This window comes from Niallia sp. XMNu-256 (assembly GCF_036670015.1).
Lineage (GTDB): Bacteria > Bacillota > Bacilli > Bacillales > Cytobacillaceae > Bacillus_BD.
The window spans coordinates 2,666,059-2,687,379 of sequence record NZ_CP137636.1 but is presented as its reverse complement, the minus strand read 5'-3'; the positions used below and the strand labels follow the sequence as shown (position 1 = coordinate 2,687,379).

20 protein-coding genes are annotated in these 21,321 nt (G+C 36.6%); all 20 read left to right on the top strand.

Features of this window, described 5'->3' with window-relative positions:
• Positions 1-10: 10 nt before the first annotated feature.
• The 20 genes from R4Z10_RS13600 (at position 11) to R4Z10_RS13505 (ending at position 21,315) form a co-directional block, all read left to right on the top strand.
• Entirely contained in the window at positions 11-826 is an 816-nt protein-coding gene (locus R4Z10_RS13600) for a ribonuclease HII (RefSeq protein ID WP_338469841.1), read from the top strand.
• 947 nt (positions 827-1,773) lie between these two features.
• Positions 1,774-2,934, top strand: a complete 1,161-nt coding sequence (gene sucC, locus R4Z10_RS13595) for an ADP-forming succinate--CoA ligase subunit beta (RefSeq protein ID WP_338469840.1) — start codon at positions 1,774-1,776, stop codon at positions 2,932-2,934.
• A 15-nt stretch (positions 2,935-2,949) separates the two neighbouring features.
• Positions 2,950-3,852, top strand: coding sequence for a succinate--CoA ligase subunit alpha (sucD, locus tag R4Z10_RS13590; protein ID WP_338469839.1), 903 nt, complete (start codon positions 2,950-2,952; stop codon positions 3,850-3,852).
• Between the two features lie 109 nt (positions 3,853-3,961).
• Entirely contained in the window at positions 3,962-4,846 is an 885-nt protein-coding gene (dprA, locus tag R4Z10_RS13585; RefSeq protein WP_338469838.1) for a DNA-processing protein DprA, read from the top strand.
• A gap of 371 nt (positions 4,847-5,217) precedes the next feature.
• A complete protein-coding gene (gene topA / locus R4Z10_RS13580; protein ID WP_338469837.1) occupies positions 5,218-7,296 on the top strand; it encodes a type I DNA topoisomerase in 2,079 nt (692 codons plus the stop codon).
• A gap of 613 nt (positions 7,297-7,909) precedes the next feature.
• Positions 7,910-8,452 (top strand): ATP-dependent protease subunit HslV, encoded by a 543-nt coding sequence (gene hslV, locus R4Z10_RS13575; protein ID WP_338469836.1) that lies wholly within the window; start codon positions 7,910-7,912, stop codon positions 8,450-8,452.
• Positions 8,453-8,468: 16 nt separating this feature from the next.
• The gene (gene hslU / locus R4Z10_RS13570) at positions 8,469-9,875 is read left to right on the top strand and encodes an HslU--HslV peptidase ATPase subunit (RefSeq protein WP_338469835.1); all 1,407 of its coding nucleotides are present in this window, start codon (positions 8,469-8,471) and stop codon (positions 9,873-9,875) included.
• Between the two features lie 140 nt (positions 9,876-10,015).
• Positions 10,016-10,795: a GTP-sensing pleiotropic transcriptional regulator CodY gene (codY, locus tag R4Z10_RS13565; protein WP_338469834.1), complete on the top strand. Its 780-nt coding sequence runs from the start codon at positions 10,016-10,018 to the stop codon at positions 10,793-10,795.
• A gap of 184 nt (positions 10,796-10,979) precedes the next feature.
• Positions 10,980-11,336, top strand: a complete 357-nt coding sequence (locus R4Z10_RS13560; protein WP_338469833.1) for a hypothetical protein — start codon at positions 10,980-10,982, stop codon at positions 11,334-11,336.
• Between the two features lie 258 nt (positions 11,337-11,594).
• Positions 11,595-12,149, top strand: coding sequence for a CheB methylesterase domain-containing protein (locus R4Z10_RS13555; protein ID WP_338469832.1), 555 nt, complete (start codon positions 11,595-11,597; stop codon positions 12,147-12,149).
• Positions 12,150-12,372: 223 nt separating this feature from the next.
• On the top strand, positions 12,373-14,418 hold the full coding sequence (locus tag R4Z10_RS13550; RefSeq protein ID WP_338469831.1) for a chemotaxis protein CheA: 2,046 nt from the start codon (positions 12,373-12,375) through the stop codon (positions 14,416-14,418).
• Positions 14,419-14,465: 47 nt separating this feature from the next.
• Positions 14,466-14,930 (top strand): chemotaxis protein CheW, encoded by a 465-nt coding sequence (locus R4Z10_RS13545; protein WP_338469830.1) that lies wholly within the window; start codon positions 14,466-14,468, stop codon positions 14,928-14,930.
• Positions 14,931-14,932: 2 nt separating this feature from the next.
• A complete protein-coding gene (locus R4Z10_RS13540) occupies positions 14,933-15,514 on the top strand; it encodes a chemotaxis protein CheC (RefSeq protein WP_338469829.1) in 582 nt (193 codons plus the stop codon).
• A gap of 13 nt (positions 15,515-15,527) precedes the next feature.
• Positions 15,528-16,121, top strand: a complete 594-nt coding sequence (locus R4Z10_RS13535) for a hypothetical protein (RefSeq protein WP_338469828.1) — start codon at positions 15,528-15,530, stop codon at positions 16,119-16,121.
• 146 nt (positions 16,122-16,267) lie between these two features.
• On the top strand, positions 16,268-16,981 hold the full coding sequence (gene rpsB / locus R4Z10_RS13530) for a 30S ribosomal protein S2 (protein WP_338469827.1): 714 nt from the start codon (positions 16,268-16,270) through the stop codon (positions 16,979-16,981).
• 176 nt (positions 16,982-17,157) lie between these two features.
• A complete protein-coding gene (gene tsf / locus R4Z10_RS13525) occupies positions 17,158-18,042 on the top strand; it encodes a translation elongation factor Ts (protein ID WP_338469826.1) in 885 nt (294 codons plus the stop codon).
• Between the two features lie 90 nt (positions 18,043-18,132).
• Positions 18,133-18,855 (top strand): UMP kinase, encoded by a 723-nt coding sequence (gene pyrH, locus R4Z10_RS13520; protein ID WP_338469825.1) that lies wholly within the window; start codon positions 18,133-18,135, stop codon positions 18,853-18,855.
• A gap of 1 nt (position 18,856) precedes the next feature.
• Positions 18,857-19,414: a ribosome recycling factor gene (gene frr / locus R4Z10_RS13515; RefSeq protein WP_338469824.1), complete on the top strand. Its 558-nt coding sequence runs from the start codon at positions 18,857-18,859 to the stop codon at positions 19,412-19,414.
• Between the two features lie 315 nt (positions 19,415-19,729).
• Positions 19,730-20,506: an isoprenyl transferase gene (locus R4Z10_RS13510; protein ID WP_338469823.1), complete on the top strand. Its 777-nt coding sequence runs from the start codon at positions 19,730-19,732 to the stop codon at positions 20,504-20,506.
• Between the two features lie 20 nt (positions 20,507-20,526).
• Positions 20,527-21,315 carry a phosphatidate cytidylyltransferase gene (locus R4Z10_RS13505; protein ID WP_338469822.1) on the top strand — a complete coding sequence of 263 codons (789 nt, stop codon included), beginning with the start codon at positions 20,527-20,529 and terminating at the stop codon, positions 21,313-21,315.
• Positions 21,316-21,321: the final 6 nt, after the last annotated feature.

Below are 21,321 nucleotides of genomic sequence, written 5' to 3'. Positions count from 1 at the left end.
AGGGGTTAGTATGATGGGTTTAACAATTAAAGAAGTACAACAACAATTATCGAAAATAGCCGACCCGAATGATCAATTTGTGCAGGATTTAATGTTGGACGAGCGTAAAGGGGTACAAACGCTTTTAAAAAAGTGGCAGCGTGAGCAGGAAAAAAAACAATTGCAGTATGAGAAATACATAAACATGACAGCTTACGAAAAAAAGTATTATAGTCAAGGGTATCAATATATTGCTGGAATTGATGAAGTTGGAAGAGGTCCTCTTGCAGGACCTGTTGTTGCGGCTGCCGTTATTTTACCGCGAGGCTTTTATTTGCCTGGTATCGATGATTCAAAAAAACTAACGGAAGCAAAGCGGGAACTTTTTTTCCAGAAAATCACTGAAAATGCGCTAGCGATTGGAACCGGCATAATTGATAATGATGAAATCGATCGAGTGAATATCTATCATGCAACAAAGAAAGCGATGTTAACGGCAATCGAAGGGCTAATACTACAGCCAGACTTTCTTCTGATTGATGCCGTAAAGCTTGACACCCCTTATTCCTCAGACTCGTTAATAAAAGGGGATAGCCTCTCTGTGTCTATCGCAGCCGCCTCTATTATTGCAAAGGTAACTCGTGACCGTCTATTAAAAGAATACGATGAATTATATCCGGGGTATGGTTTTGGGAATAATGCAGGATATGGGACAAAGGAACATTTGGATGGATTAAAGAAGTATGGAATCACCCCGATTCATCGCAAAACTTTCGCTCCTGTAAAAGAATACATAGATTTATCAGGCTTAGCAGGTAGTAGTAAGACCTCCACCTCAAGATTTTAAGTATAATAAAAGAGGATGGGTGGGGGATTAACTGCCCGTAAAGCTCCGAAATAATGAACATAGACTAAATACGCCTCCGGCAACGTCTGCGTGACCAACAAGCCTGCTGGCCTAAAGCTTTCCAACAGTGGGAGATGAAAGAAAGCCCACACTGTTGGAAGTTTCACTTTATAAGGATGATGTACGTGAACAAAATCGACAGTTTGTTTTCTGGAATGAGGAGCTCTGTTCAACCAGAGCTTTTTCTGATTTCCGACTTGTAATGAAGCAATCCCATTTGGTAAAAGTTTAATTATTTAGCCTTTAAAAATTTGATTAGGCTGGAAAATAATTCCCTCATTCGTAGCACAGCTTGAAGCGCCATTGGATATCAACCATCAATATTGGTTTCAAGTCCACAAGTAGTGGGACAGTAAGACTAAAGGTAATTAGTAGAGTAATATTCCATCCATCAATTCAAGGCGAAAGTTCTATTCGTTCTTTAAAGGAAGCCCATGCAGAACCGTTGAGAACAATTGCCCAGAAGCTTTTAAATAAAATAATTGGTATATAAATGCTAAATGATGAAATGGACCCTATAGGGCAGAAAATTGTCAAAACTCCATTGTTTTTTCCGAATCGAATGGTCGAGTTTATTCGCATTTATTTATCGACAGAGGGAAGTAAATGCGAAAAAAAACTTTGTAAAAAAAAGATTTATTTATGAAGTTAACCGCTATTTAAAAATAACTTTTATAATGTAAGCGATTACATTAACATCTAATTTTTGAATATTTTAAAAAAATCTCTTTTTTTTGATTATTATACTAGACAAGTGTCTTTTTATTGAGCTAAAATGAAAGCGCAGTATATTTTAACTAAAACCAATAATATAAATTTTCTGAAATATGGTTTCTAGTAATCTCACAAATACTGCTTCTCTAAAAAGTTTAGTAGGAGGATGGGAAATGAATATTCATGAGTACCAAGGTAAAGAAATCCTCAGAAAATACGGGGTAACCGTTCCAAATGGTAAAGTTGCTTTCACTGTTGAAGAAGCTGTTGAAGCAGCAAAAGAACTTGGAACTGAGGTTTGTGTCGTTAAAGCACAAATTCATGCTGGCGGACGTGGAAAAGCTGGCGGTGTCAAAGTGGCAAAAAATTTGGACGAGGTTCGTACATATGCGAGCGAAATTCTAGGCAAGACCCTTGTGACACATCAAACAGGTCCAGAAGGAAAAGAAGTAAAGCGTCTATTAATTGAAGAAGGCTGTGACATTAAAAAAGAGTATTACGTTGGCCTTGTATTAGATCGAGCTACCTCTCGAGTTGTATTAATGGCATCTGAGGAAGGCGGAACAGAAATTGAAGAAGTCGCTGCCGAGACTCCAGAGAAAATCTTTAAAGAGGAGATTGATCCGGTTGTGGGCCTAATGCCATATCAAGCGCGTAGAATCGCTTTTAATATTAATATCCCACATGAATTAGTTAATCAAGCTGTTAAATTCATGCTAAGTCTTTATAATGCCTATACTGAAAAGGATTGCTCAATAGCGGAAATTAATCCTCTCGTTGTAACAGGCGATGGAAAAGTAATGGCATTAGATGCTAAGTTAAACTTTGATTCAAATGCATTATATAGACAAAAAGACGTGATTGAACTTAGAGATCTTGAAGAAGAAGATCCAAAGGAAATTGAAGCTTCTAAATATGATTTAAGCTACATTTCACTTGATGGAAATATTGGATGCATGGTAAATGGTGCTGGTCTTGCAATGTCTACAATGGACATTATTAAGCATTATGGTGGGGAGCCAGCTAACTTCCTAGATGTTGGCGGCGGTGCAACTGCGGAAAAGGTAACGGAAGCGTTCAAAATTATCCTTTCAGATGAAAGTGTTAAAGGGATATTTGTGAATATTTTTGGCGGAATTATGAAGTGTGATGTAATTGCTGAAGGTGTTGTCGAAGCTGCAAAACAAGTTGGCCTGCAAGTCCCGCTTGTCGTTCGTCTAGAAGGAACAAATGTTGATCTAGGTAAACAGATATTAAATAAATCAGGATTAAATATTGTTGCTGCCGGGTCAATGGCTGATGGAGCACAAAAAATCGTTTCACTAGTTAAATAGGAAAGGAGAATTATTGTGAGCGTATTTATCAATAAAGATACAAAAGTAATTGTACAAGGAATTACTGGCTCTACGGCGCTATTTCACACAAAACAAATGATTGAATATGGCACAAAAATTGTTGGAGGCACTTCCCCAGGTAAAGGCGGCAATGAGGTAGAAGGAGTACCTGTCTTTAATACTGTTAAGGAAGCTGTTGATGCGACAGGTGCCAACGCTTCAGTTATTTATGTACCTGCAGCATTTGCTGCTGATGCGATTATAGAAGCTGTAGATGCCGAGCTTGATTTAGCGATTTGCATTACTGAGCATATTCCAGTGTTAGACATGGTAAAAGTGAAGCGTTATATGGAAGGGAAGAAAACGCGCCTGATCGGTCCTAACTGTCCAGGAGTCATCTCTGCAGATGAATGTAAGATTGGAATTATGCCAGGCTATATTCATAAGAAAGGCCATGTTGGTGTTGTTTCACGTTCTGGTACGTTAACATATGAAGCAGTACATCAATTAACACAAGCAGGAATTGGCCAAACCACCGCAGTGGGAATTGGGGGAGACCCAGTTAACGGCACAGACTTTATCGATGTACTAAAAGCTTTTAATGAAGACCCTGAAACAGAAGCTGTAATTATGATTGGTGAAATTGGTGGAACAGCTGAAGAAGAGGCGGCTCTATGGGTGAAAGAAAATATGAACAAACCAGTTGTTGGGTTTATTGGGGGTCGTACAGCTCCTCCAGGAAAACGAATGGGACATGCTGGCGCCATTATTTCAGGCGGTAAAGGGACGGCAGATGAAAAGATCCGAGTCATGAATGAATGTGGGATTAAAGTAGCGGACACTCCTTCTGTAATGGGAGATACTTTAATTACTGTATTAAAAGAAAAAGGATTATATGAGAAATGTAAAACTCATTAATACCTTGATTGTGGTGAAAAGCCTCTCTTAGCGGAGAGGCTTATTTCCCTTACATATTTGTTTCTTCATTGATATTGATCCAATTTTGTTTATCGGAGGGGAACTCTTAATGAATGAATTTAAAAATAGGCTTGTCCATCTTCACCATTGCAGAGGAGTAGGTTGGAATTTAATTGACAATATCCTCAAAAAAGACCCTCAATTAAAACATCTATACCAACATAACCTAATAGACTATATTTCTTCACAAACAGCCTCTAATGCCGTTGTTGATGATCTGCACTCTCAAAAGTTAAGAGATGATATTTTAAATTATGAACACTTCAATATTAAGGCGATAACTATTTTTGATGAAGAATATCCTTTTTTATTACGTGAAACATATAAGCCGCCATGGGTTATTTATTGTATTGGAGACATTGGCTTGTTAACGATGGACCGCTTGCTTGCAGTGGTAGGTTCAAGACTTGCAACGAATTATGGTAAAAAAGTGATTCATTCGCTATTTCCTTCATTAATACAACAAGGGTATGGTATCATAAGCGGATTAGCATTAGGAATTGATGCTTGTGCTCATGGTGCAGCTATTCACTTAAAAGGTAAAACCATTGCTGTTATTGCAGGGGGCTTTGGTCATATATATCCTAAAGAAAATATCCCTTTAGCTCAAGAAATGATGAAAAATCATCTTGTGATTTCAGAATATCCACCAAATACAAAACCACAAAAATGGCATTTTCCGATGCGAAATCGAATTATAGCTGGAATCTCTCATGGGACATTAGTAGTAGAGGCGAAAAAAAGCAGTGGATCATTGATTACAGCTAATTATGCCATACAAGAAGGTAGAGAAGTTTTTTCTGTTCCAGGTCCCATATTTAGTACCTATTCAGTGGGAACCAATGAGTTGATTGGACAGGGAGCGAAATTAGTTTTAACCGCTCAAGATATTATCGATGAATTATCATACCCTGTAAAAGTCGAAAATTTGTAACAATTAATAATGAAATAGAAAAAAATTCTTTATTTATAAACCATCCTAACCAAAGAAAATGTTGATTTGGATGGCATGAAATACACCCAAATTAACTAACTTTTTGTTAAATGTCGAATAAAAAGGTTGAAATAATTTACAAACTGTTATACATTTTGCAACATAAACAGAAAAAAGTTTATATACAACTCTATTATATTGAAATGATGAAACCGTTTCCGATCTATGTAATAAAAACTTCCGTTCACGCACGGTTTTCTATTAAGCATTTGACAGTTGTGTTAGTAATGGATAATAATAATGAATATTTTAAGATTACAGTAAAATGAAGAAATATTGTGGATAGTATCCCTCTTTAAGGAGGACATAGAATGTCAGAGTTTCTAGTAATCGTAGAATCACCTGCAAAGGCGAAGACGATTGAGAAGTATTTAGGAAAAAAATATAAAGTGAAAGCATCTATGGGGCATATAAGAGATTTACCTAAAAGCCAAATGGGTGTTGATGTAGAAAATCATTTCGAACCAAAGTACATTACTATTAGGGGAAAAGGCCCTATTTTAAAAGATTTAAAAACAGCTGCTAAAAAGGCAAAAAAAATCTATCTCGCTGCCGACCCTGATCGTGAAGGAGAGGCAATCGCTTGGCATTTAGCAAATAGTTTAAATGTAGATGTAAATTCTGATTGCCGTGTTGTCTTCAATGAAATTACGAAGGATGCAATAAAAGAGTCCTTTAAGCATCCAAGACCAATTAATATGGACTTAGTAGATGCCCAACAAGCTAGAAGAATTTTGGATCGGTTGGTCGGATATAATATTAGTCCTTTGCTTTGGAAAAAGGTTAAAAAAGGCCTTAGCGCTGGAAGAGTACAGTCAGTGGCAGTTCGATTAATTATTGAACGCGAAAAAGAAATTCAAAACTTTATTCCGGAAGAATATTGGTCAATTACAGGGGAATTTCTTAAGGGAATGGAAAGTTTTGAAGCATCATTCTTTTCATTGGATAAGAAAAAGGTTGAACTTTCCTCAAAACAAAAGGTTGATGAAGTATTAGAAAAATTAAAGGGTAAAACCTTTATAGTCGACTCAGTTACTAAAAAAGAGCGCCGTAGAAATCCTGCTCTCCCTTTTACTACATCATCTCTGCAACAAGAGGCTGCAAGGAAATTAAACTTCCGTGCAAAGAAAACGATGATGCTGGCTCAACAGCTTTATGAGGGGATTGAGTTAGGAAAAGAAGGAACGGTTGGACTCATCACTTATATGAGAACAGACTCAACCCGTATTTCTGATGTGGCAAAAGAAGAAGCGGCAGGATATATCCGCAGTACGTACGGAGACGATTATTTACAAAAGAGCGAACGTAAGGAAAAGAAAAATAATGCTACTCAAGATGCCCATGAAGCCATAAGGCCAACAAGCGTTTTACGAGAACCAAGTAGTTTGAAAGATTCTCTCTCAAGGGATCAACTTCGCCTATACAAATTAATTTGGGAAAGATTTGTCGCAAGTCAAATGGCTCCGGCTGTTATGGACACAATGACAGTTGATTTAAAGAATGGCTCGATTATCTTTAGAGCAAATGGTTCCAAAATCAAATTTCCTGGATTTATGAAGGTATATGTAGAAGGAACAGATGATCCAGTTGAAGAGAAAAAAGATCGCCAACTTCCAGATTTAAAAGAGGGCGAAGAAGTGATTAAAAAGCAAATTGACCCGAAACAGCACTTCACACAGCCGCCTCCAAGGTATACAGAGGCAAGACTAGTAAAAACTCTTGAAGAGCTTGGGATTGGGCGACCATCAACGTTTGCCCCTACATTAGATACCATTCAAAAAAGGGGTTATGTTGCCCTAGAAAATAAGCGATTCATTCCTACCGAGCTTGGTGGAATCGTCATGGAATTAATTCTCGAGTTTTTCCCTGAAATTTTGAATGTCGAGTTTACAGCAAAGATGGAAGCCGATTTAGACAATGTAGAAGAAGGTCAAGTGAATTGGGTTCAGCTAATCGATGACTTCTACCAAGGATTCGAAAAAAGTCTTGACAAAGCGGAGAAGGAAATGCAAGAGGTGGAAATAAAAGATGAGCCTGCCGGTGAGGATTGTGTGGAATGTGGAAATCCGATGGTATTTAAAATGGGAAGATACGGAAAATTTATGGCGTGCAGTAATTTCCCGGATTGTAGGAATACAAAAGCCATTGTCAAAGAAATTGGCGTGAAGTGTCCGAAATGTGAAGAAGGAAATTTGATTGAAAGGAAAAGTAAAAAACGACGGATCTTCTATGGATGTGATCAATATCCTTCTTGTGACTTTTTATCATGGGATAAGCCTATTCCTCGTTCTTGTCCAAAATGTGAAACTCTATTAATTGAAAAGAAACTAAAAAAAGGAATCCAAGTTCAATGTATGCAATGTGATTATAAGGAAGAACCACAGAGTTAAGAGAGTGAGTTACATACTCACTCTCTTTTTCTTTGTAATCTAAGAAGAAAAATATTATAGTTAAAATTAATGTATAATAGGTATTTTATAAAAAAATACTAAATTTATTTAATAAATACTTGACGCATTACCAATCTTGCATTATTTTGTTAAAGGTGTGTGTAAAAAAGTAAAAGGAATTTACTATAATTCTGAACCTTATGAAAACTTTGTGAATAGTTTGATCGGACTATTTTTATATGCTATGCTTAAATCGTTCGTGCTGTTTAATTCCATGCCATATGTGAACGTTTTGTTAACTTCACAAAAAAACTTTACTAAAACGTTAATTTTTGTCAAAATATAAAATTGGGTCATTTAAAAGAGGGACAATTGTTCAGAGATGAACATGGGGTTTCAAAATTGTGTTAATGACGTTATATAGCGGAAAAATTCAGTTTATGGCGTATGAATCTATTTTACATATGGAATAACTATTAAAATAAGTATTTTAACACTTTTTTAGGTAATACAAATATTTTTGAATCTATTCTTATGTTTGAACGTAAAATGAAGTAAACATGAATGGAATACATAAAAGCGTAAATTTGAAATCACTCTAGGAGGTAGAAAGATGTCCGAATTTCATGCAACTACGATTTTCGCCATCCAGCATAAGGGTCAATGTGCGATGGCAGGAGATGGTCAAGTAACAATGGGAAATGCGGTTGTCATGAAGCATACTGCAAAAAAGGTTAGAAGACTATTTAATGGCAAAGTATTAGCTGGATTTGCTGGATCGGTTGCTGATGCTTTTACCCTTTTTGAGCTGTTTGAAAGTAAACTTGAAGAGTATAACGGAAATTTACAACGTGCGGCAGTAGAGTTAGCCAAACTGTGGAGAAGTGATAAGGTTCTACGACGACTAGAGGCCATGCTAATTGTTATGAATCAAACCGATTTATTGCTTGTTTCCGGAACTGGTGAAGTTATTGAACCTGACGATGGCATACTGGCCATTGGTTCTGGTGGCAACTATGCGTTGTCTGCAGGCCGGTCTTTAAAAAGATACTCCGGAGAACAGCTTTCAGCAACAGAAATTGCTAGAGCGTCCCTTGAAATAGCAGCGGAAATATGTGTTTACACAAACCACAATATTATTGTCGAAGAGTTATAGAAGGGAGTTTAAATCAATGGGAAATAGTTTAAATTTAACACCTCGTCAAATTGTTGAAAGACTGGATCAGTATATTATTGGCCAAAAAGATGCTAAAAAGGCTGTAGCTGTTGCCCTTCGAAACCGTTATCGACGCAGCTTACTCGATGAAAGTATTCGTGATGAAATTAGTCCCAAAAACATTTTAATGATCGGTCCTACAGGTGTTGGTAAAACAGAAATTGCAAGACGGATTGCAAAATTAGTAAATGCTCCATTTATCAAAGTTGAGGCGACCAAATTTACGGAAGTTGGTTATGTTGGACGTGACGTAGAGTCGATGGTAAGGGATTTGGTAGAGACTTCAATTAGACTTGTCAAAGAAGAAAAAATGCATAGCGTAAAAGATCGCGCGGAGAAAAATGCCAACGATCGTTTAGTTGAATTATTAGTACCATCCAATAAGAAATCAACAACGATAAAGAACCCACTTGAGATGTTATTTGGTGGCGGCACAACTCAAGAAAGCGATAATAATACTGAATCTGAGGATTACAGTATTCAAGAAAAGAGAAGAACGGTGAAGCAGCAATTAGCTGACGGCGAGCTTGAGAATGAAATTGTGACTGTTGAAGTAGAGGAACAACAGGCATCTATGTTTGATTTATTGCAAGGGTCTGGTATGGAACAGATGGGAATTAATATGCAAGATGCCCTAGGAAATCTTATGCCAAAGCGTAAAAAGAAAAGGAAACTATCTGTACGTGATGCACGTAAAGTCCTGATTCATGAAGAGGCTCAAAAACTAATTGATATGGATGAAGTAACACAGGAAGCTATTTATCGTGCTGAACAATCAGGGATTATTTTTATTGATGAAATCGACAAAATTGCAAGTAAAAGTAGTGGTGGATCTTCTGCAGATGTATCTAGAGAAGGAGTTCAGCGGGACATCCTCCCGATTGTTGAGGGCTCAACGGTTGTCACAAAATATGGGACAGTTAAAACCGATCATGTTTTATTTATTGCTGCAGGTGCTTTTCATATGGCAAAACCATCTGATTTAATTCCGGAATTACAGGGACGTTTTCCAATTCGTGTTGAGTTAACAAAACTAGAAGTTGAGGATTTTATCAAAATTTTAATTGAACCAGATAACGCATTAATTAAACAATATGTAGCATTATTAGCTACAGAAGGTATACAAATTGAATTTTCTGACGAAGCTATTAGTAAAATAGCCCAAGTCGCATATGAGGTAAATCAAAATACCGATAATATTGGTGCAAGGCGTCTGCACACAATATTAGAGAAATTACTTGAAGATTTATCCTTTGAAGCACCGGAGATCACAATGGAAAAGATTACGATCACCCCACATTATGTCGAGGATAAGTTAGGTGCCATTTCACGCAATAAAGATTTGAGTCGTTTTATTCTTTAATTCAACTTTGTCAATACAAACTTTGGTCCGACATATCTGAGCTCGCTTTGGTAAAAAGTGGATTAAAGATGCTAAAAAAGGGAACAAACAAATACAGCAAATGAAATACTTTTGGTTTCAGTCATAGGAGGAAATAGTAAATGGATTTATTATCAAGATCAAGAAAAATTAACGCGATGCTTCAAAAGGCAGCAGGAAAGTCTGTGAACTTCAAAGAAATGGCAGATACATTATCAGATGTAATTGATGCTAATATTTATGTAGTAAGTCGTAGAGGAAAACTTTTAGGCTTTTCTATTCAACAACAAATTGAAAATGACCGCATGAAAAATATGCTAGAGGAACGTCAATTTCCAGAAGAATATACGAATAGTTTGTTTGCTATTAGTGAAACAACCCCAAATATTGATATAAACAGTAAGTATACGGTGTTCCCAATTGAGAATAAAGAGTTATTTGAAAATGGATTAACAACAGTTGTCCCTATTATTGGTGGTGGCGACCGTTTAGGAACATTAATATTATCGAGAATGGAAAAAGAGTTCCACGATGATGATTTAATTCTAGCTGAATATGGTGCAACTGTTGTTGGAATGGAAATTCTTCATGAGAAGTCCGGTGAAATTGAGGAAGAGGCAAGAAGCAAGGCAGTCGTTCAAATGGCAATTAGTTCGTTATCATACAGTGAGTTAGAAGCAATCGAACATATTTTTGAAGAGTTGAATGGAACAGAAGGTTTATTAGTTGCTTCAAAAATTGCTGATCGTGTTGGAATTACCCGTTCAGTTATTGTAAATGCGTTGAGAAAATTAGAAAGTGCGGGAGTTATTGAATCTCGTTCCCTTGGAATGAAAGGCACTTATATTAAAGTGTTAAATGATAAGTTCTTATTAGAGTTAGACAAATTAAAAACAAATTAATCATTGAAAAGTCACCTTTTAAATAAGGTGACTTTTTTTATAATATTGAACATTTTTCGACATTCAAGAAATATGACATAATGATCAGGACTTTAATCATTGAAGGTTTTTTATTTTCACTGAAACCATTCAATTTTAACTGGAGAAGATTGATCCTATTAAAGGGTTTAAAAGAATTTTTTACGTGTTAACCGATTATGATTATATCATTTTTGATATAGGTGCAGGAGTTGATGAGGATTCACTTAGTTTTATTTTATCTGTTGATGAAGTAATTGTAATTACAACGCCTGAACCAACCTCGATTACGGATGCCTATGCAGCGATGAAGTATATTACGATGAAAAATAACCGAATCCCTTTTTATTTGCTTGTAAATCGAGCTACATCGGAGAAAAAGGGGGAAGATGCTTATCAACGAATTTCGACTGTGCTAGAACATTTCTTGAACAAAAATTCTCACTTTTTAGGGATTGTGCCCGAAGATCGAACCGTCCCCCCAAGCTGTGAAAAGGCAGATCCCATTTGTATTGTTAAATGATAGAGCCCCTGCATCAAAAGTTTTAAATAAAATTACGGAGAAGCTTTGCCATCAGGAGCACGTCAAGCCTGACATTCAAAAAATAACTTTATTACGAAACTAAAACGACTTCTAAGAGAAAGGTAGTGCTTCTTTTGGAACAATGGGAAAATAGTACATTAGAAGAAAAAAACTGAGCAACATACAAAATATAGTAAGATAGAACTAAGTAAAATAGTTCATTGTATAGATTGGAATGGTAGGAATCATAAAATTTTATTGATCGGTACTTCGACACGAGGACCCAATGCCTTACACACAGTGCTAACAAAGTTTCCAGAAAATCTCCCCATTCCCATTGTCATCGTTCAGCATATCCCACCTTGGTTTACATCGTCGCTCGCGAACCGATTAAATGGCGTATCTAAGATTACGGTAAAGGAAGCTGGAGGACGTGAAATTTTGCAAGATGGTACAGGTTATATTGCTCTCGGGGGATTTCATTTAACTCTAAGGCCATTTGGGAAAAGTGTGATGACTCATTTAGAACAAGGCTCTAAAGACTGCATCCATTGTCCTTCTGTTGATCAATTATTTATGTCAGCAGCACAATTAAAAGATTATGGGAAAATCGCTGTTATTATAACTGGAATGGGTTCAGACGGCACAAAAGGCCCTATCGCCTTGAAAGGCAGTGCTCATGTGAAGGCAATTGCGGAATCAAAAGAAAACAGTGTTGTTTTTGGCATACCTAAAGCTGCCAACGCTACTGGACTGATTGATGAGACTAAGGATGTTGAGCATATTTCAGAAACAGTGATGAAATATCTTTGAACCAATCATAACTGGCAGTAAGACCATAATTAAGATCCTGAGGAACTTTTTAATCATACATAAATCGGGATCAACTGCCAGTATAGACCCGAAATAATGAACACAGACTAAATACGCCTACGACAACGTCTGGTGACCAGCATGCTGTGGCCTAAGACTTTCCATCAGTGGAATATATATCCACTAATGGAAGTTTCACTTTATCTGAAAGAGGTGTAGCGAAGTGGAAATGAGTCAATATTTAGAGGTTTTCATTGAAGAGAGTAAAGAACATTTACAGTCTTGCAATGACCATTTATTAGTATTAGAGAAAAATCCCGATGATATGAATACTATAAATGAACTATTTCGTTCAGCTCATACATTAAAGGGAATGGCTGCGACAATGGGATTTGATGATATAGTAAAACTGACTCATCAAATGGAAAATGTATTGGATGGAATAAGACATCATACCATATCTGTTACACTTAATCTATTGGATGTCGTTTTTTCAGCTGTAGATGATCTAGAGGAAATGGTTCAATCGATAGCAAGTGGAGGTGACGGAAAAAGAGATGTTTCTGTTGTTGTGAGCAAATTAAAGCGGATCGAAGAGAGGAAAGACTTTCATGCTTTGGCAGGACATGAGGAGGTTGCAGCAGCTGTTATCTCGGATACCACAGAGATCACCTATGATGAATTTGAGCGGACAGTCATTTTACAATCACAGGAACCAGGCTTTCGTGTGTATGAAATTACGGTATCATTACGCAAAGTTTGTTTATTAAAAGCAGCCAGGGTTTTTATGGTTTTTGAAGCTTTAGAGAAAATCGGAGAAATTATAAAAACAACGCCAACTGTAGAAGAATTAGAAGAGGAGAAATTTGATCAATTCTTTACAATTACTTTTGTTTCCAAAGAAGAAGGAGACGAGATTGAAAAGAAAGTTTTAAAAGTTTCAGAGGTTAAGAGTGTAACGGTGAAATCTGTAAACTTTTCTAGAGAAATGCCTACAGATCAGTCTATCCCTGAATCTACAGAAAGTAATTCCGAACTAACAAAACATCAAAACGGAAATAGTAAGGTCCCACTGGGTCGAGAAACGGAATCAAATAAGCAGCAACATAATGGAAAAACCGCTAATAAAACGATTCGCGTAAATATTGAAAGACTGGATATTTTACTAAATTTATTCGAGGAATTGGTGATTAATAGAAGCAGATTAGAGCAAATTTCCTCTGAATTAAATAACCAGGAATTACAAGAGACCGTTGATCGCATGTCAAGAACAACAGATGATTTACAAAATATTATTTTAAATATGAGAATGGTTCCAATAGAAACGGTATTTAATCGATTTCCACGGATGGTCAGACAATTATCCCGTGACTTACAGAAGAAGGTCAATTTAGAAATTATTGGGGCTGAAACAGAGCTAGATCGGGCGGTTATTGATGAAATAGGGGACCCGCTTGTTCATATAATTCGCAATTCTTTAGACCATGGGATTGAAACACCAGAAGTTCGAAAGTTGGAAGGAAAACCAGAGGAAGGAACGGTTATATTAAAGGCCTATCATAGTGGCAATCAAGTCTTCATTGAGATAGAGGACGATGGTGCGGGGATTCATCGAGATAAAGTATTAAAAAAAGCATTAAATAATGGGGGTGTCAGTGAACAAACGGCCGCAAATTTAACCGATCAGCAAGTATATGATTTAATTTTTGTGCCTGGATTCTCAACAGTCGACCAAATTTCAAGTGTTTCCGGTCGCGGAGTTGGATTAGATGTTGTAAAAAACACAATTGAGACGCTGGGTGGAAATGTTTCAGTAGATTCTATTGAAGGAAGCGGTTCACGTTTTTCCATCCAATTACCTCTAACATTATCGATTATTTCCGTTATGCTTGTTGAAATACAACAAGAAAAATACGCAATTCCGCTATCTTCGATTATTGAAACAGCGATCATCAGGCAGGAAGATATCTTACATACGCACAATCAAAAGGTGATCGATTTTCGAGGAAAAATCGTTCCATTATTATTCCTTAGAGATTTATTTGAAGTACCTGTCTATAAAGAAGACAATGAGTCTATTTCCATCGTAATCGTACGTAAAGGAGAGAAAATGGCAGGGCTAGTTGTTGACTCATTTATTGGTCTGCAAGAGGTTGTTTTAAAGTCATTTGGAAACTACTTAACAAATATATTTGCCGTTTCAGGCGCAACTATTTTAGGAGATGGCCAGGTTGCCTTAATTGTTGATTGCAACGAACTATTAAAATAAGTGAAACAAGATGTGATGAATTAAAACCTTAAAAAGAGGTGTAGTTGATGCCTGAAAGTGCTGCTGATATGAAGCTTATTGTTTTTCAATTAAGTGGCAAAGAGTACGGAATCTCGGTTCGTTTAGTTCGTGGGGTAGAAAAGGTCCAGCGTATAACTAGAGTACCGGGAACCGTATCTTTTGTGAAAGGAGTTATTAACCTTCGTGGTGTTGTTACTCCAATTATTGATTTACGGAAAAGGTTTGGGCTTGAGGAAGCTCTGTATTCGGACACAACTCGTGTAATTATTGTAGCTACTGACAATGTTGAAGTAGGTTTAGTTGTCGATGGGGCTAATGATGTGATTGATATTAATGAGAATGATATTGAGCCTTCACCTGAAATGGTTGGTGTAGAAGCAGATGAGTTTGTAAAGGGTGTTGTGAAAGTGAGCGGCCGTTTATTAATTTTACTTGATCTAGTGAAAGTTCTGGACCTGGATATAGTAAAATTGGAAGGTTCGGAAGTGTAAACATGAAATTTATTGAGAAGATTTCAAAAGAAAAATTAGATATATTAAAAGAAGTTGGGAATATTGGATCAGGAAATGCAGCTACATCACTCTCTCTTATTTTAAATAAAAGAATGGAGATGAGAGTACCCAATGTCCGGGTTATGACCTTCAATGAGATGATAGAGGTGACAGGAGGGGCCGACAATGTAGTTGCAAGTGTGTTCTTACGAATTGAAGGGGATTCTCCTAGCAATCTATTTTTTATACTTTCTATCGAACAAGCCAATACTTATATTCGACATTTGATTGGAGATGATACTTGTTCATTTGAACAGCCTCCATATGAAGAAATGGCCTTATCGGCTTTACAAGAATTAGGCAATATTTTGGCAGGCTCATATCTTTCCACCTTATCAGATTTTACTGGGCTTAACTTATATCCACCCCTACCCGCAACTAGTATTGACATGCTTGGAGCCAGTTTAAGTTATGGATTTCTTGAATTATCCAAAGTTAGTGATTACACGATTGCCATCGAAACGGCCTTAAACGATATGAATGAAAATCAAATGGGAGTGAATGGACATTTCTTTTATATGTGAATAGAGGGGTTTTATGATTGGGTTTTTAGTAACTGTCAGCCTAACGTTAAATTTGTTGGCTTTTATCATTATTGCCATTTTATTTTTGCGTCAAAATAAATTAATTAAAATGGAGGAAAACCTCAAAAATCCAATTGTTGAGATGGAAGACATAATCTCGGCTTATTTACTACAAATGAAAGAGGAAAATGATCGTTTTATTAGCCAGGTGAACCAGCTTAATAAAGAAAGTCAAAATCATTCATCCCTTAACAATGATGCTGATACCAAAGTAAGCGAGAAACCTTCTGAACAAAATGATGTTGAAATAGACTCACTTGATTTTCAGGAGAATGATCGACTCAATCTTGGTAAAGCACTTAGCAATCAAGCAATGATCGCCTATCAAAAGCAAAATGAAAAAATAACATCAAATTTAAATAAATCAAGCGGAATAATGGATAAAAATACAGCGAAGTTTGAGCAGGGTTACACTTATTCGATTGGGGAACAAATTAAACAGTTAAAAAACGAAGGATATTCAATCGAAGATATTGCCAAAAAGTTAAATAAAGGGAAGACTGAAATCGAGCTACTTCTTAAATTTCAAGGAAATATTCGTGAATAACTTGAATGTCAGGCTTACATATGTTATATTTTAAAACGGTGTTAAAAACACACGCTTGTTGATCGACATGAAGGGTGCTGTTTCGACAGTTTCATGTTAGAGATGAAACGAGCGGAGGAATTCAAACCAATTAGGAGGAAAAGTTAATGTCAGTTATTTCAATGAAACAATTATTAGAAGCTGGTGTACATTTTGGACACCAAACACGCCGTTGGAACCCAAAAATGAAAAAGTACATTTTTACGGAGCGTAACGGTATCTACATCATCGACCTTCAAAAAACAGTAAAAAAGGTTGAAGAAGCATACAAATGGGTGAAAGATCTTGCTGCTAATGGTGGAACGGTTCTTTTCGTTGGAACAAAGAAGCAAGCTCAAGATTCCGTTAAAGAAGAGGCAATCCGTTCTGGTATGTACTATGTGAACCACCGTTGGTTAGGTGGAACATTAACAAACTTTGAAACCATTCAAAAACGTATTGCACGTTTAAAAGATATCGAAAGAATGGATGAAGATGGCACATTTGATGTTCTTCCTAAAAAAGAAGTGTCTCAATTAAAGAAAGAACAAGAACGCCTTGAAAAATTCTTGGGCGGAATTAAAGACATGAAGCAGTTACCGGATGCTTTATTTATCATTGACCCTCGTAAAGAGCGTATCGCAGTAGCAGAAGCACATAAATTAAACATTCCGATTGTTGGTATGGTTGATACAAACTGTGATCCAGACGAAATCGATGTAGTGATTCCTGCAAACGACGATGCTATTCGTGCAGTAAAATTATTAACAGGTAAAATGGCAGATGCTATTCTAGAAGCTAAACAAGGTGAAGAAACTGAAGTAGTTGAAACAAACGCGTAAATTCCTTCGCACACCTTGCAAAATGCTTTTCTGTTTTATATATTAATTGAAGAATATTCAAACCGAGTAGGGAAAGGTGATAAGAGGGAGTCTCCCTTTATCACCTTTTTTTAAAGAATAGGAAGTACATTTTACTCGGAAAATAAGATACATAACCTAAGGAGGAATAATTAATTATGGCAGCAATTACAGCACAAATGGTAAAAGAGTTACGTGAAAAAACGGGTGCAGGTATGATGGATTGTAAAAAGGCGCTCCAACAAACTGACGGAGATATGGAAAAAGCAATTGACTTTTTACGTGAAAAAGGAATGGCTTCTGCTTCTAAAAAAGCGGACCGTGTTGCAGCAGAAGGATTAACATCTGTAGTAGTGGATGGCAATAACGCAGTAATTTTGGAAGTTAATGCTGAAACGGACTTTGTTGCTAAAAACGAAGCGTTCCAAACCCTTGTTAACGAATTAGGCCAACATTTATTAAGTAAAAATCCAGCAAATGTTGAAGAAGCTTTAGCATCTACTATGGATAACGGTTCTACAGTTCAAGATCACATCAGCGCTGCAATTGCAAAAATCGGTGAAAAAATGACTCTTCGCCGCTTTGAAGTAAAAACAAAAACAGATAACGATGCGTTTGGTGCATATCTTCACATGGGCGGAAGAATCTCTGTACTATCTGTTTTAGAAGGTACTACAGATGAAAGTGCAGCAAAGGATGTTTCTATGCATGTTGCTGCATTGAATCCTAAATATGTATCACGTGACCAAGTTTCACCTGAAGAAGTAGAGCATGAACGCGAAGTATTAAAACAACAAGCTCTAAACGAAGGAAAGCCAGAAAATATTGTTGTTAAAATGGTTGAAGGCCGTTTAAGTAAATATTTTGAAGAAATTTGTTTATTAGACCAAGCGTTTGTTAAAGATCCAGACCAAAAAGTACGTAAGTTTGTTGAATCAAAAGGTGCAACTGTACGTGAATTTGTTCGTTATGAAGTTGGTGAAGGATTAGAAAAACGCGAAGAAAACTTTGCTGAAGAAGTAATGAACCAAATGAAAAAGTAAGCTGGTCATGAACAAATCTTTTTAGGGAACACGATGTGTTCCCTGTTTTTCAAAGGGATAAAAAATAGTATAATACATATGGAGGTTTATATGACCAATCCAAAATATAAACGTGTTGTTTTAAAACTGAGCGGAGAAGCGTTAGCTGGAGATCAAGGTTTTGGGATTTATCCAGCAGTGATTAAGTCTGTAGCAGATCAAGTGAAAGAGCTTGCGGATTTAGGTGTTGAAGTAGCCGTTGTCGTTGGTGGTGGCAATATTTGGCGCGGTAAAATCGGCGAAGAGATGGGAATGGATCGAGCAACTGCTGATTATATGGGGATGCTTGCAACGGTTATGAATTCCTTAGCCCTTCAAGATAGCCTTGAACAGGTTGGCTGTGAAACTCGTGTACAAACATCCATTGAGATGAGACAAGTTGCTGAACCATATATCCGCAGAAGAGCGATTCGTCATTTGGAAAAGAAACGCGTAGTTATTTTTGCAGCGGGCACTGGAAATCCTTATTTCTCTACAGATACAACAGCGGCACTCCGAGCGGCTGAAATTGAAGCAGAAGTGATCCTTATGGCAAAAAACAATGTTGACGGGGTTTATTCAGCAGATCCGCGACTCGATAAAAATGCGAAGAAATACGATGAGCTATCTTATTTAGATGTCATTAAGGAAGGATTAGCTGTAATGGATTCAACGGCTTCATCGCTTTGTATGGATAACAATATACCGCTCATTGTCTTCTCAATTATGGAAAGTGGAAACATTAAACGAGCTGTTATGGGTGAAAAAATAGGAACGATTGTTAGGGGGAAATAATATGCCAAAACAAGTGATTGCAAATGCAAAGGATAAAATGGCAAAAGCGATTTCGGCTTATTCTCGTGAATTAGCAAGTATTCGGGCAGGACGAGCAAATGCTTCGCTATTAGATCGGGTCATGGTTGAGTACTATGGTGCTCCAACTCCTGTTAACCAATTAGCCGGTATTTCTGTACCAGAAGCAAGATTACTTGTTATACAGCCTTATGATAAAACTGTTATTGGTGAAATTGAAAAAGCAATTTTAAAATCTGATCTGGGCTTAAACCCAACAAGTGATGGGAATATTATTCGAATTGCTATTCCAGCCTTAACAGAAGAACGTCGTAAAGAGTTAGTTAAAGTTGTGAAGAAAGAAGCAGAAGAAGCAAAAATTGCGGTACGCAATGTTCGTCGCGATGCAAACGATGACTTGAAAAAGCTTGAAAAAGCAGGAGAAATTACAGAAGATGATCTTCGAGGCTATTCGGATGATATTCAAAAGTTAACAGACGAGAATATTAACCAAGTCGATGCAATGACTAAGGATAAAGAAAAGGAAATCCTTGAAGTTTAAGAAACCTTATCTTTATTTAGCTGTAGCATGATAAAATCCGGATGGAAATGGCGAGCCTATTTGATAAGGATGGATTGTCTTAATAATAAAAGGTGTAAATTCAGGTAAGAAAGAACCCTCTATTGATTAGGGGGTTTTTTTACACGATAAAAGGAAATGATGAGACTAACCAAAAGTATTTTTTGTCCCTTTCTATTATTAAGAGGATATCTGGAAGTTTTTTTGATATGATAGGAATGGGTGAACAGGAAAAAATATGATTTTGGGGAATCATCTTTTTCGGAGGGTGAGATAACCTTTCTGGAGGAGTTACTTATGTTGTTCGATAAATTTAACAAACGAAAAAAAACAATCCCCTCTAATTTCCTAGAGCGAATGGAAAGTATTAGAGAAAGACCGGTACCTGAACATATTGCAATAATAATGGATGGGAATGGTCGTTGGGCAAAGAAACGGGCTTTGCCAAGAGTAGCTGGTCATCATGAAGGGATGAAAGTTGTACGAAAAATTACCATCCTGGCTAATAAACTAGGGGTTAAAGCATTAACACTCTATGCTTTTTCAACAGAAAATTGGAAACGACCAAAAACAGAAGTCGATTATCTAATGAAATTGCCTGAAGAATTTTTAGGAACTTATTTACCTGAATTAACATCAGAAAATGTAAAAGTACAGATGATCGGCTATAAGGAACAGTTGCCATCTCATACATATCGTGCGGTTGAAAAAGCAATGTCTCAAACCGAGAACAACTCGGGATTAATCCTCAACTTTGCCTTAAATTACGGAAGCAGAGCTGAAATTATTGAAGCTGTTAAAAGTATCGTTATTGATACAAAAAGTGGTATACTAAGTGAAAATAAAATTAATGAGGAAATTTTTTCGAATTATTTAATGACAAAGGGTTTATCTGATCCAGATTTATTAATTCGTACAAGTGGTGAAATCCGATTGAGTAATTTCATGCTTTGGCAGCTTGCTTATACGGAGTTTTGGTTTACGGATGTACTATGGCCTGACTTTTCAGAAGAACATTTAATTCAAGCAATTGAAGAGTTTCAAAACCGACAACGGCGTTTTGGCGGAGTTTAATAAAGGTGTTGACTATTTAGATGAAACAAAGAATTATTACAGCGGTCATTTTTGGAATCATACTCATTTCTTTAACGGTGGTTGGGGGATTACCGTTTCTAATTTTAACGTATTCAACCGCAACTATTGCACTCTACGAACTATTAAGAATGCGCAATCTCCAATTACTTTCTGTGCCTGGAATCATATCGATGATTATTCTATGGGTTGTTTTGCTTCCATCAAAATATAATTACATATTTTCATTTATACATTTAACAAAAGTAGAAATCACGTTATTTGCCGTGCTGTTATTTTTAAGCTATACAGTGGCAACAAAGAATCGCATTACTTTTGATGATGTAGGATTTTCTATCATGTCTATTTTATATATTGGAATGGGCTTTTATTATTTTTTTGAGACACGTGAAGCAGGGCTTGTCTATATTTTTTATTCATTATTTATTATTTGGGCGACGGATTCAGGAGCTTATTTTATAGGGAAAGCGATGGGAAAACGTAAGCTGTGGCCGGATATTAGTCCAAATAAAACAATTGAAGGATCGGTCGGTGGTATTTTAAGTGCTGTTATTGTCGGTGTGATCTATGGTTTAGTCACCGAAATGGACGGTAATTTGATGTATCTGGGCCTCATAACGATTATATTGTCTGCCTTTGGACAAGTTGGAGATCTCGTTGAATCAGCATTTAAACGACATTATGGAGTGAAGGATTCAGGGAACCTCCTTCCGGGACATGGCGGAATCCTTGATCGATTTGATAGCCTGCTATTTGTTTGGCCATTGATCCACTTTTTACAATTAATATAAGTGATA